At 37.7% G+C, this 13,657-nt stretch carries 11 protein-coding genes; 10 read left to right on the plus strand and 1 reads right to left on the minus strand.

The window, feature by feature from the left end; translation table 11 throughout:
* The first annotated feature begins 15 nt into the window (after positions 1–15).
* Together G7Y45_RS03540 and G7Y45_RS03545 are read left to right on the plus strand one after the other, a co-directional pair.
* Positions 16–1,434: an alpha-L-fucosidase gene (locus G7Y45_RS03540; RefSeq protein ID WP_044301690.1), complete on the plus strand. Its 1,419-nt coding sequence runs from the start codon at positions 16–18 to the stop codon at positions 1,432–1,434.
* 62 nt (positions 1,435–1,496) lie between these two features.
* The gene (locus G7Y45_RS03545; RefSeq protein WP_165016785.1) at positions 1,497–3,611 is read left to right on the plus strand and encodes a glycoside hydrolase family 2 TIM barrel-domain containing protein; all 2,115 of its coding nucleotides are present in this window, start codon (positions 1,497–1,499) and stop codon (positions 3,609–3,611) included.
* A gap of 84 nt (positions 3,612–3,695) precedes the next feature.
* Here the strand turns inward: G7Y45_RS03545 and G7Y45_RS03550 are convergent, their stop codons facing one another.
* A complete protein-coding gene (locus G7Y45_RS03550) occupies positions 3,696–5,420 on the minus strand; it encodes a helix-turn-helix domain-containing protein (protein ID WP_165016783.1) in 1,725 nt (574 codons plus the stop codon).
* 961 nt (positions 5,421–6,381) lie between these two features.
* Between G7Y45_RS03550 and G7Y45_RS03555 the strand changes: the two genes are divergently transcribed.
* The 8 genes from G7Y45_RS03555 to G7Y45_RS03590 all read left to right on the plus strand — a co-directional run bounded on the left by G7Y45_RS03555 (position 6,382) and on the right by G7Y45_RS03590 (position 13,653).
* Entirely contained in the window at positions 6,382–7,599 is a 1,218-nt protein-coding gene (locus G7Y45_RS03555; RefSeq protein ID WP_032535584.1) for a winged helix-turn-helix domain-containing protein, read from the plus strand.
* 104 nt (positions 7,600–7,703) lie between these two features.
* Positions 7,704–7,940 (plus strand): NVEALA domain-containing protein, encoded by a 237-nt coding sequence (locus G7Y45_RS03560; protein WP_032530142.1) that lies wholly within the window; start codon positions 7,704–7,706, stop codon positions 7,938–7,940.
* A gap of 178 nt (positions 7,941–8,118) precedes the next feature.
* Positions 8,119–9,186 carry a BF3164 family lipoprotein gene (locus G7Y45_RS03565; RefSeq protein ID WP_165016780.1) on the plus strand — a complete coding sequence of 356 codons (1,068 nt, stop codon included), beginning with the start codon at positions 8,119–8,121 and terminating at the stop codon, positions 9,184–9,186.
* Between the two features lie 408 nt (positions 9,187–9,594).
* Entirely contained in the window at positions 9,595–10,206 is a 612-nt protein-coding gene (locus tag G7Y45_RS03570) for a BF3164 family lipoprotein (RefSeq protein WP_241159039.1), read from the plus strand.
* Positions 10,207–10,535: 329 nt separating this feature from the next.
* Complete coding sequence (locus G7Y45_RS03575) at positions 10,536–11,675, plus strand: hypothetical protein (RefSeq protein WP_165016777.1); 1,140 nt, start codon at positions 10,536–10,538, stop codon at positions 11,673–11,675.
* Positions 11,676–11,778: 103 nt separating this feature from the next.
* Positions 11,779–12,009 carry an NVEALA domain-containing protein gene (locus G7Y45_RS03580; RefSeq protein ID WP_186993725.1) on the plus strand — a complete coding sequence of 77 codons (231 nt, stop codon included), beginning with the start codon at positions 11,779–11,781 and terminating at the stop codon, positions 12,007–12,009.
* Between the two features lie 269 nt (positions 12,010–12,278).
* Entirely contained in the window at positions 12,279–12,530 is a 252-nt protein-coding gene (locus G7Y45_RS03585) for an NVEALA domain-containing protein (protein ID WP_005783617.1), read from the plus strand.
* A gap of 67 nt (positions 12,531–12,597) precedes the next feature.
* Positions 12,598–13,653 (plus strand): BF3164 family lipoprotein, encoded by a 1,056-nt coding sequence (locus G7Y45_RS03590; protein WP_005783619.1) that lies wholly within the window; start codon positions 12,598–12,600, stop codon positions 13,651–13,653.
* The last annotated feature ends 4 nt before the right edge of the window (positions 13,654–13,657 follow it).

The raw sequence follows: 13,657 nt of genomic DNA on the forward strand, positions 1-13,657 counted from the left end.
AGAAAATAGAACACCATGAAGAACAAACTATTTATTTTAATTGCACTCTGCATTTCAATCCATGTTTTAGCCCAAGAACCTAAAAAGGAAATTCCTTTAAAATATGGTGCCACTAACATCGGCAAGCGTCAGGACGAAGCTATGAAGCGGTTTCGCGACAATCGTTTGGGAGAATTCATTCACTGGGGACTGTATGCCATTCCCGGTGGCGAATGGAAAGGTAAAGTATATAATGGAGCTGCCGAATGGCTCAAGTCGTGGGCTAAAGTTCCTGCTTCTGAATGGCTGGGGCTGATGAAACAATGGAATCCGGTAAAATTTGATGCACGCCAATGGGCGAGAATGGCCAAAGAGATGGGAGTAAAATACGTCAAGATAACAACGAAACATCACGAAGGATTCTGTCTCTGGCCGAGCCGGTATAGTGAATATACCGTAGCGCAGACTCCATTTAAGAAAGATATCTTAGGTGAGTTGGTAAAAGCCTACAATGATGAAGGTATCGACGTGCATTTCTACTTTTCGGTAATGGATTGGAGCCATCCGGATTATCGTTATGAGATTTCATCGAAAGAAGATAGCGTTGCTTTCAGCCGTTTTCTCACTTTCACCGATAATCAGTTGAAGGAATTGGCTACCCGCTATCCGACGGTTAAGGACTTTTGGTTCGACGGCACTTGGGATGCAAGTATTAAGAAGAATGGTTGGTGGACGGCTCATGTAGAGCAGATGTTGAAGAATCTTGTGCCGGGAGTCACTGTCAATAGCCGGCTTCGTGCCGATGATTATGGCAAGAGACACTTCGATAGCAATGGCTGTCTTATGGGAGATTATGAATCGGGGTACGAACGTCGTCTTCCTGATCCGTTGGAGGACTTGCAGGTGACTAAATGGGATTGGGAAGCTTGTATGACCCTTCCCGAAAATCAGTGGGGATATCATAAGGATTGGTCACTGAGTTATGTCAAGACTCCGGTAGAAGTAATCGACCGTATTGTGCATGCTGTATCGATGGGAGGGAATATGGTAGTCAATTTCGGTCCTCAGGCCGATGGTGATTTCCGTTCGGAAGAGAAGGAGTTGGCTGTAGCTTTGGGTAAATGGATGAAGAAGTATGGTGAGTGTATTTATGGCTGTGGCTATGCCGGATGGGATAAACGAGACTGGGGATACTATACCCGTAAAGGTCAAGAGATTTATATGGTTGTATTCAATTGTCCCTATTCGGGTTTCCTTGATGTAAAGGTTCCGAAAGGCACAAAAATAGAGAAAGCCGCTTTACCGGACGGACAGGAACTGAAGGTTGTCGAGACCACCCGGAATGAATATAATGTAGCTATGCCTTCGCAAAATCCGGGAGAACCCTTTATAATCAAATTGCAAATTAAAGAAACTTCCGCTACGACAGACAAGTACCGGGATGCATTGACATAGTAGAATTTCCTTATCTGTGTGTTCACCCGCAAAAAGGTGACCAATCATTAAAATAAAATATTATGAGAAAACTATCTTATTTAATTATTGCATGCTTATGCCTGTGCAGTAGTGTTTTTCCATTGATGGCACGACAGGTTACCGCATTCAATACCGGCTGGCAATTTAAGAAAGGTCCTTTTGCAGCCGATCCGATGCGGGCTGCTTCACAATGGGACGGAAAGTGGGAGACTGTTGAGATTCCACATACCTGGAATGCCAAGGATATGCAAGTTCAATCGGGCTCTTTCTATGAAGGGATGGGTTACTATCGGAAAACACAGTTTTTTCCTCAAGATTTGAAAGATAAACGTATATTTCTGCGTTTCGAAGGAGTAGGGGCTTGTTCGGAAGTATACGTCAATGGAAAATTGGTCGGCACTCACAAGGGGGGCTACTCTGCTTTTGCCTGTGAAATAGGTACGGTCCTTCAGTTCGGAACAGAGAACGAGATCGTTGTTAAAGCCGACAATAAGGCCCGTCCCGACGTAATTCCGGTCAATCAGAATCTTTTCGGAGTATATGGTGGTATTTACCGTCCCGTATGGCTGATTGTAACTGAGCAGAATAACATTACGGTTACCGATTGTGCCTCTCCGGGTGTTTATATTACCCAAAAGGATGTTTCAAAAAAGTCAGCCGATATAACTGTGAAGGTAAAATTGGATAATGCCGGGCTCCAACCTGCTGCTTTGACTCTTGAAAATGCTATTTATACGCAGGATGGGCGTAAAGTGAGTGTACACAGCCAGTCGTTCGACCTGACTCCGCAAGGAACACAGACCTATACATCTACTTTTAAGATGAAAGATCCGCACCTCTGGCACGGACGCAAAGATCCCTATCTCTATAAGGTTGTCTGCAAGCTGATGGCAGATGGAAAAGTAATCGACGAGGTGGTGCAACCTCTTGGTGTGCGTAAATATGAGATTGTGGCCGGGAAAGGTTTTTTTCTGAATGGAGAGAAGTATCCGATGTATGGCGTAACCCGCCATCAGGACTGGTGGGGACTGGGCAGTGCGCTTAAGAATGAACATCATGACTTCGATCTGGCTACAATAATGGATGTGGGGGCTACTACTGTCCGTTTTGCCCACTACCAACAGTCAGATTATCTCTACTCCCGTTGTGATACACTGGGACTGATTATCTGGGCCGAAATACCTTGTGTAAACCGGGTGACCGGATACGAAGCGGAAAATGCCCAAAGCCAGCTTCGTGAACTGATCCGTCAAAGCTTCAATCACCCTTCTATTTACGTATGGGGGCTTCATAACGAAGTATATCAGCCTCATGAATATACAGCTGCCTTGACCCAATCTCTTCATGATCTTGCTAAGACGGAAGATCCGGATCGTTATACCGTTTCGGTCAATGGATACGGACATATGGAACATCCGGTCAATCTGAATGCGGATATACAGGGTATGAACCGTTATTTCGGTTGGTACGAGAAGAAGATACAGGATATCAAGCCTTGGGTAGAACAACTTGAAAAAGAATATCCTTATCAGAAGCTGATGTTGACTGAATATGGTGCCGATGCCAACCTGGCCCATCAAACCGAATATTTGGGTGACGCCCTCAATTGGGGCAAGCCGTTCTATCCGGAAACATTCCAGACTAAGACACACGAATATCAGTGGAGTGTCATCAAAGACCATCCATATATCATCGCTTCTTATCTTTGGAATATGTTTGATTTTGCCGTACCGATGTGGACACGTGGCGGTGTTCCCGCACGTAATATGAAAGGCCTGGTTACCTTTGACCGTAAAATAAAGAAAGACTCTTATTTCTGGTACAAGGCCAACTGGAGTGAGAATCCGGTTCTTTATCTCACGCAACGTCGTAATGTCGATCGTGAAAAACGAATGACTACCGTTACTGTCTATTCTAATATCGGGACTCCTAAAGTATATCTGAATGGAAAAGAACTGGGCGGTATTCGCAAAGGATATACCGATGTGCATTACATCTTCGATAATGTGGCACTTGCTGATGGGAAAAATGTTCTGAAAGCTGTAGCCGCAATCAAAGGAAAGGAGTATACCGATGAAATCGTATGGAACTATTCCGGTGAGAAAAACCGGGAAGTAGATTCTTATGAGAATAAGAATGAACATTCAGGTTTTTGATAATAGATTTGTCCCACGTACCCGGGCTTATGAGCCCAGGTATGCGTGACGAGATCATGAAAAGGTTATAAACCCTTGTAGACATTATAAAATCTCTTTGATATAGCGCGTAGGCGGCACTTTATAGAACTTCTTGAATCTTGCTCCGAAATATTTAGCATCGCAAAAGCCTAAATAGGTTGCTATTTCTGTAATGGTGTATTTTTGTGTAACCAGTAAAATTTTGGCTTTATTCATTTTAAAATAATACATGTACTCTGCAGGTGCTTTATCTGTAATCTCTTTTAATTTAGTATAGAATGTAGTACGGCACATTCCCATATCGGCGCTTAACATGTCGACCGTATAATTGTCTGATGAGAGATTCTTTTCCAGAAGCTTATTTACTTTATCCATAAATAGGGTGTTCTCTTCACTCTTCGAAGTTGTCTCAGGGAGGTCGGCAGGCAAATTGCTTTCCAGAAGCTGTTTGATACGTTTATGCTTATTTATAAGTACTTGTATATCCGCTTTAAGCCTGCAAATACTGATTGCACGTGGTGCCAATTTATCTACTCCACAATGGATATGGGTGAGATAACTCCTATTATCATTGAAGTTCATCAGGAGAATGGCGGGAGTTTGAACCATGCTGGCATTTGATTTTATCCGGGAATAAATTTCTTTTCCGCCTATACCGTTCACTATTTCATCAATAATGATAATATCTGGTGTTCGCTGACCGGAGAAATTGGATAAACGTTCCGGATTATTAAGAATAGTTATCCGGAAGAGGGTTGAGAGGGCTTCATTTAAGTAGCTGCTCAACTCATTGTCTGACATGACTAACAGTACGTGTGACCTATTTTTATCAGAACGGCCCATCTTGCCATCTTTTATGGTAGGAATTTCCACTTCCGGACATTGGATTGTATTGCAGCAACCGTTTATGGGAACGATAACTTGAAAAGTAATAATTCGCCTATGGCAATCCCCGATTAATTTTCCACCATGTAAGCGGATTATCTTCTTTATGATTTGAAGATTCCCACAGTGGTATATCAACATAAGGGCAGAGAGTAGAGAAAGTAACTTTTTATTGTCCTGTTTGCATTCTGGTCCATTGGTAATCCGGAGGCTCCAATGGTTGTTCAGGTGAGACACGTTCATATTAATGCAGCCTTTGCAAGGTGTGGCATCGATTATTTTACTCAACAGGCATTGTAAGGCTGCAGTCATGGTAATTTCGTCTACCCGGCAACTGATATAGCCGAAATCTTTGCTGACGTTTAATTGTATCTGGCGAGTATTGGCATAACTCTGGCATTGATTGGTGATTGAGGTAATGAAAGTGTAAAGTTCAAACTCAATGGGAGAACCAGGATATATTTCATTCTCTATATTGCTGAATATTCCAATATTCTGGTAGCTGTTCATGATGTGGCTGGTGTAGCCGAGCACTCGCTTTAACTTTTGAGATGTAGGTTCAGGAAGGTTGTCAGAGGCGATTTCTTCCAGTAAGTGATGCATCAGAGTCAGTGGGGTTTGAGTTTTATGAGCTATGTTTTGAACAATGCCCAGTTTTTCGTGGGAAAAGAGTTTCGTGTTATACATGATTCTATAACGTATCATGAGAACAATAAACAACCCTATTACCAAACCCTCAATCGGGTATACCCATGACATCTGCCATAAGAAAGCAGGTATAAAAGTAGCTGTTTGGTACTGACTTGTAAGGTCGAGTTGTACATCGGTTTGCATACAAGGACATACATCATTAAATTGTGTGTCCAATAAGATCAACTGTAAAAATAGAATAACTGGTTCCATAACTGTATTTAGATAATTATTAATTTTGTTTTCATAGTTAAACCATCATTTTTTCAAACTTCTTTTTTGGGGGGAATTCCCAATTAGTCGTTGGTGCTGCAATTATAGGGCTTTTTGTACAGCTTGATTGGGTATAATCTTTTAAAAGATATGGGTAATATCTGGTAACGGATTTTAATGTATATATTTACGATTGTTTTAGACTTTGTCGTATGGAGGGGATTTTATAGTTGTGAGGTAATCAGGTTTATTTTCATGATCTATGCTTCACTTATCAGATTTTGCCCGCTTATTATTTATATTTAGATACTGATTGGTTACATAAAAAATGGTAGAAATAACTCCCGGGGATAAAAATAACTCCTGGCTACATACTTTATGGTACCTTCTGATAGTGGAATAATCGTAATGCCAGAATAGCTCCCTTTATGTTTGCAGATGCTTTTATGAATGTTTTGTTGTTTTTAAATATTTGATATTTAGACGGTTGTTGAATGTAGAGATCTTTTCCTTAGACAATTTTTTTGTTTTATACATTGAGTTGGGGGAGAGTGAGGCTGTTAAAACAATATTACCCTGACACCCAGCCTCGATTTCTTATCTGTTAATTGTATGTGCTTCTTTTAATTAAAAAGAGTGTATTACTTTTTATTACCTGTTAATGGATTGGTTTTTAATAATGTGATGGTATGTAATAAATTGTAATGCGTTGAAATGGACGTATTATGTCAAAATTTCTTTTTTAGCCTAATCGTTAAATTATTTTAGAATTTAATATGGGAAATGCCGTGAAATCAATAATCTTTTGATTATTGTTGTTTGAGGTAAACATTTAGGGTTCTATTTTTTATATCAATAACCGGGCGATTGTATGTTTATCCTCTGTTAATCAGTGAAATTGGTAGTGAGATTTTGAGATAATATTGTAAAGTATTACATTTGTTTGCAAAAACAAACTACGATGAAACGCTCTAGATTATTTTTATGGATTTTGGGTATAATAATGCAAGCATTCTTGGTCAGCATTCATTTCTATCAGAAAAATGTGGAGGCAATGCGTACCGAATCGGAAGACCTTTTAGTAGAAGTGCTCAAGAAAGAGTTGCACAGAAAGCAACAAGAGTTGAATCTGTTTTATGTTTTTAAGGTAACGACCGATACTATTCCTCTAACGGTACGCATTACAACCAGTGATGGAATTAAGGTTTATACTGTAGATGCTAAGAAAAGTGAAAAGAATATTTCGCAAAATATGGCAGAACGATCTTGGCATTCTATTGTTTGTATGAAGACTTGTTTGTCAGTAGACACTTTACGCCAACTTTGGGACGAGGAGCTCAAAAGGCGGGAAATTTTTGTTCAATCTGATATACACATATCAGTAACTAACTTGGATAATACTATCTCTCTTTTTAAATGTAAGGATTGCAATGACTTTTGTTCCGGGACGCACAGATTTACTTTTTATGTGGGTAATAGATGTGAACTTGAGATTATTGGTTTTTACTCTTATCCATGGTGGGCTGTATATCAGTATCATTCCACTCCATTTAAAGTGATAGGTGGTGTGGTAGCTGTTCTTATTGTTATTTTCTGTTGTTGGCTTCTGATAAAGAGATATATATCCAAAATTCGAATTGACAAGATACGTTTGGCCACTGATTGTGATCGTGAAAGAAAGGTTCGGATGAAATTAGAAAAGGATCAGAAAAGGTTAGAGGAAAAGCAAAAAGAATATGAGAATCGAGTTAAAGATCTTTCAGCAAGAGGTAAAGAGCGTGAAGAAGAACGAAAAAGAATGGAGAAGATGCTGAAAGAATATGAGGAACAGATTCAAAAGCTTAAAGAATTAAGGGAATCTGGTAAAGAACCATTGCTTTATGTATTGAGTCCAAAAGTTACTTTTGATTCTTATGCAAAAGTATTAATATGTGCAGATCGAGCTATTCCTCTTACTTCGCAGGCTTGTCGACTCTTGAATGCTTTTTTGAATGCTCCCGAGTATATTTTAACTTACGACGAATTATTAGAATGCCTGTGGAAAAATGGTGGTGGAGGTATGGTTCGTTTGCGAGTGGCTATTTCTCGTCTACGTATTTTGTTGAGTGTGGATCCTGATATTACTATTTTTCAAAGGGATATTGATAAATATCAATTAGTACTTCCTGAAAAGGGGTAATTTATGAAGCTTTTTATACTATGTAATAATTTGTAATGCAATAAATGATGCTTTATTGGTTAATAGCCTTTAACTTTGCAGTGAATAATTAAAACATATATCTTATGAAAATTAAGTATTTGAAGGTGGCTTCTCTTTTGGTTGCCATCGTTTCGGTTTGGTATCTAAAACCGGTGGAAAAATCTGAGAATGTAGATCCTCTTTTATTGCAAAATGTAGAAGCTCTGGCAAGTGGGGAAGATTTTACGCACACTCTGTGTTATGGGCCGGGCTCTGTAGATTGTCCTGTAAACCATGACAAGGTAGAGGTTGTATATGAGGGATACAGTTTAGGAGATTAAAGTTGTATTCAGTATCTTATCTCTAAAGAAAGATAGCTGCGTGTTTATCAAAGGGAGTGGAAGTATTTCTATTCCCTTTAAAACAGGCAAATCAGTCACTTCCTAAAGGACTTTAAAGTAGAAACCTTTGGGTCTGAAAGCTAAGTAAAGCTTTTAGTCCGCCTAAAATCGGATGCTTATGAATAAAAATGTTAGTGTATTAATCTTAATAGGGATTATTCTTTGGGGATGTCATCCGGCAAAAGAGAAGGTTGAGTTTTCAAACGAAGTTATTTGTAGCGATAGCATATCACGGGAACTGGTTGTTTTAAATGATACGTTTTTATTTTCGTATCCTTTGCAAATAGAGCTTATAGACTCAATGCTACTGGTGTTGGATAATGTTAATAATAACTTCTTTCATCTGTTTACTCTAAAGGGAGTACCTGTAAAATCATTTGGAGAAAAAGGTCAGGGGCCTGCTGATTTTATAAATGTGGGGGCATTCAATTTATCTGAAGATGGAAAAAACATGTATGCATACGATTCTTCAATGCGTAAAATAGTGAAATATGATGTCTCTTCTTTTTTAAAAGATTCATTGAAATCTGAAGTTATGCAAGTGAATTATGGTAGCTTGCCACACTCTGAGGTACCCACAATAATCTATGATATGCTTTCTCTTAAAGATTCGGATTTTCTTGTAAAAGCGAACCATAAGGATCTTCGGTTTGGATTATTAAAAGATGGAAAGATTACTCAATTATACAATTCTTTCTCTGATTGTTTAAATACAAATAATGAAGAAGAAGTATGGTCGGTTTTCTGTAGTAATACCAAAACCAAGTTAAAACCGGACAGGACGAAGATGTTGAATGCGACCTATCTGGGAGGGATCCTGGAGCTATTTGACTTGGACGAAAATTGTCGTTTGTCATTGAATAAAACGCTTTATATTTACGAACCTAAATATGGTATTGCTGAAGGAGCAATTCCGGCGTATGTAGTTTCCAATGGAACGACTCAGATTGGTTTCGAAGATGTATATGCAACAAATAATAGTATTTATGCATTATTGCATAATAGAGGAAGCGAAGCTTTACCTTCAGAGATTACTGTATTTAGTTGGCAAGGACTTCCAACAAGTAAAATTAAGGCTAATCACGGTCTTGTAAATATAGCTGTGGATGAGAAAAACAATCTAATCTATGTAATTGCGGAAAGTGAACAGAATGCTTATGAACTGTCTTGCTTATCTTTAAATTGATATGTATTCTACAATTTTCAAGAATAAAGCAAGCTGTCTATAAACGGTTTTCCGCTTAAATAGATTCACTACGGGGTGATGCTACTAAAAAACAGAAAGAAGTTAAGAAACCAATCTTAAAACGGCAAATCTTAGTTTTACGTTATATGGAAAAACTCCTGTCGATTTTAAAATCCCTGCTTCGGATTATAAGATCGTGACCTATGTCGATTCGTTGGGTTGTTCCAGTTGTAAATTGCAATTACCTAAATGGAAGGAGTTTATGAAATATGCGGATTCTATAGTAGGCTATCAAATACCTTGGTACTGTATGATCAGTCTTTGCAAACTATAAGTTCTTTTCAAATTGACAGTTTAGCTCAAGGAAGTCTCTCAAAGATAGATTGTGTTTCAGCTCCTAAGTTAGGAATGAATAGGGTGTATGCATATTCAGATTCCATATTTTACGGGAGTGGGACTTTTGAAAGTAGCCTGATAGCAAAATGTAATCAGAAAAAGGTTTTAAATCAATATCTCCCTTTTCCACAAACGGAGCAAGCGGTAAATCGGGATGTAAACTATTTGTTGTTCCAGGGGGATCTTATTATGAAACCGGATAACAAACGTTTTGCTTATTTGGCGTATGAGTGTGATTTATTATCTATTCAGAAAGTGGTAAATGACACGTGCCTCGAAAGTGTAGTACATTTGAATACGTATACGGCAGTATTTGAGAATCAATCTATTAACGAAGTGTCTTCTGTTAATGTCTCTGCCGATTCTCCTAAAGGATTTCTTCGTGGGGTAGCCACTGAAAACTATGTTTATGCACTTTACAGTGGGCAAATTGGGAAAAATAAGGCAATAGCAAATGAAGTTTATGTATTTGATTGGGAAGGACGTGCTGTAAAGAAAGTGATATTGGATAGATGGGGTATATGCATCTCGGTGGATAGTAATGATGAACGACTCTGCCTGATGACAAAAGAAACGGATGGTGGAGAAGAGCGCTATCATTATTATTGTTATCAGTTAAACTGACTTTTTTGTTAGGATGTTACGAGTTTGCTTGATATGTATATTTTTTGTTTTTCAAATCTTTCTTTATGCAGGGGTGGAACAGACAAGCGAGAGGAGGCTTTGTTATTTTCGGGCAATAACCGTGATGAATTTGAAACGGTACTGAATACAATCTATTTTGGAGGAATATTGGAATTAGTTGACTCGTGCAAGAGTTCTTGTTTGCGTGTGAAATGAACAGAATGCTTACAAACTGTTTTGTATATCTCTAAATTTGTTATTTAATTTTTTTCTGTCTTTTAGCTTCTTGTTAGGAAATAATATTATTTTTGTCAGTAAAATAAATCGAAATGACAAAAAATGAATTGCTTTCGTGTGTTATTGGAGTGATAATCCTATCACTATTGGTTGGAGCCTATTTCTATCAACGAAATAAGATGGGCATACATAAACAGGCGGAGAGACTATTCGTACAGATGCTTCAAGAAGAGATGGAAAGAAAAGAAAGAGATTTAAATCTATTTCACTTGTTTGCTGAGAGTTCATCCGATACTCTACCTTTGAAAATTTGCATTACAACAGCAGAAGGGAAAAAAGCGTACGAGGTTGATTCTTTGAAAAGTAAAAAGAACATTTCTCGGAATCTGAGAAACCGGTCAATACACTCTATCCTATGTGAGAAATCCCATTTATTGCCGGATTCTTTAAATGAACATTGGCAGAGTATGCTTAAGAAAGATCACATTGATACAGAGTCCACTATACATGTGCGGATGGAAAATCTTCAAGGAAAGATTATTAGTTCATCCAGTCACGATGGTGTGTGGGATACTTCTTTGGAGGTTGTGACTTCATATATAGGTAATCGTTGTGAGATAGAGGTCATCGGTCTTTTAGATTTTAGTTGTAAAACAATATTATGGTATCATTGGCAACCTTTTGGATGGATTGTAATTTGTTTGTTATTGATGCTTTTATTTATCTGCTTTTATTATAAAATGGTAAATCGGCCTCCGGAATTAAAGGAGGTTCCTTATGAGGTTGTCGTTGAAAAGGAAGTTATTGTTGAGAAAGAGGTGATTCGTGAAATAATAGTTGAAAAAGAAACATCTCCGGAAGAAAAGGCACCTCTAATAAAGCGGATTTGTAAAGTAGAAGGACAACTATATGGTTTACGTCATGGAGTTGTTTTTGATGCCCAGAATAGAGTTCTTAATTGTAATGGCAAGAAAATGTCTTTGTCCCCCCAACAGTGTCAGATTCTAAAGCTTTTTTTAGATGCTCCCGATTATACTGTGACTGATGAGGATATTATTAAGTTTATTTGGAAAGGTCAATCGAACGTTCAGATAAATACGTTTTGTTCTGCCGGAAACAAATTAGGGAAGAGATTAGAGCAAGCTGGTTGTGGTGTTTGTTTCAGGCGTTTTGGAAGCGATCGTTATCGTATGTTGTTCATAGACGACCTTGTTGGCAATGATTTGACATAAATGGCAATAAATGGCAATAAAATTGATAGCGGTTTATCCAAAATCTCTTTTTACCTTTGTTACCAGTTATTGACACTTATACTTTGAAACCATGAAAAACTATATGAAATTGATCTTTGGGCTTAGTTTAATAGCCTTGATAGCCTTGATCGGGTATTGGCCTACCGTGAAAACTCCTAAGAGAGTAAATTCCTTATTCTTGCAAAATGTAGAGGCGCTTGCCGGTGGTGAACACGTTACCAATTTAGGTTGCTTAGGTGACGGATCTGTAGATTGTCCTATTAACCATATCAAAGTAGAATATGTGGTTCAAGGATTTAGTCTTGGGGAGTGAGGACTCTTTTATATAAATCTTATCACATTATAATCATTCATTGCATTATTAATTGGGGTTAGAAAGGAGTGGAACGATCTACGTCCGAGAAAAGTCTTAGAATCGTCCACTCCCGGATAACCTTTAAAAAAGGAGGTTGCCCGGCACGAAGATAGCGAAAAATTAATTAGAAAGAGTAAATGTAGCATTTACTTTTTCTACGGAGGAGGTGGCTACCCGAGAGAGAGACACGGCAAATAAGAAAATAATTAACATCATAAAAGTAGATTATGAGTAAAAAGATTTTTGCGGCCCTGATAGTCGCTGTAGTCGCAACTTTTGCAGGCTACAATATATATCAGTCACAGAGAGTAGAAAGTATCATGTCGGATTTGACGATGGCCAATGTAGAGGCATTAGCTGGTTCTGAGATTAATGATGAGGATTGTGTCAGTGCATCTAATCGTTATTGCTCTGTTTTGATAGTGACCCCAAATGGGAATTATCTAGAAACTTATTTTGACCAAAAAACAAAGTACTGATTCTTATAAAAAGTGGGGATAGGAATATTAGCTTTGACTAGTATATTTTATCCCCTAATTTATTATTATGAATAAAATTGTATCGTTTTTTATTTTAATTCTTGTTTGTTCTTGTTCAGATAAGAAAGAGCATATAGCAAATATTCTGTCAATGAATTCTATAGATATTAAAACTAATAGGATTAATAAAGACGAAGTAATTGCTAGAGGTGCATTTCCTTTTGAAATGATTGATTCATTATTCTTTCTTTTCAATGGAGATCCTTCGTCTGGAGCATTGGTTTTATGTGAATCGAATGCTTCCGAACTGGGACACTTCTTGCAAAAAGGAAATGGTTTTGGAGAATGTATCACTCCTGGATATATAGGACATTGCAATGATACTATTTATGTTTCTGAACGTTCTAGGACAAGGCGAATGACTTATTTACTATCAAATCATAATGATAGTTTGCAATATAAGTGTCTTGAAGATGTTAGTCCTAAAATGAATTCAGAATTTTATTATCAGATTTGTCGTCTACAAAGTGGTTTATTTGTAGGGGCCCGTTTATTTGGAAAAGAACATTTGTTTACATTGTTAGACGAAAGTTTGGATACACTTACCACTTTTGCACGGGTGCCGATAGACATTGAGGAAAATGCAAATAATAAGCTCGCTCCTTTTATTGGTCATTTATGTATAGATGATAATACGGTTTATTATGCTTCTAATGACTTTTCTTATATGGCTGCTTATGATATTTTATCTGAAAAAGAGATAAAACCAGTATTTGAGAGGATGTATATATCTCCAATAATCCAAAAATCAGCAAATGGGATTTCATTAGATAAATACAAACATCTTTTGGGCTTTGGTGATATCAGGGTTTATCAGAATTATATTTTTGCGACGTATATAGGGAAACCTGATATAACAATGGATCAAGAGAATGATACTTCAGCCTTAGTCCCCACTCATTTGCTGGTTTTTAATAAAGATGGAGTTCCTATTGTAAAATTTAAGTTTCCGTTTAAAATAAGATCATTTGTGTTTACCAAATCCAAGATGTATCTATTAGATGTGGATTGTAATATAGAATCTGTCGATTTGGCAGAGTTGTGGAAGCATTTGCCTGATTGAAGTG

Origin of the sequence: Bacteroides sp. ZJ-18 (assembly GCF_011038705.2) — a bacterium.
GTDB classification, from domain to species: domain Bacteria; phylum Bacteroidota; class Bacteroidia; order Bacteroidales; family Bacteroidaceae; genus Bacteroides; species Bacteroides hominis.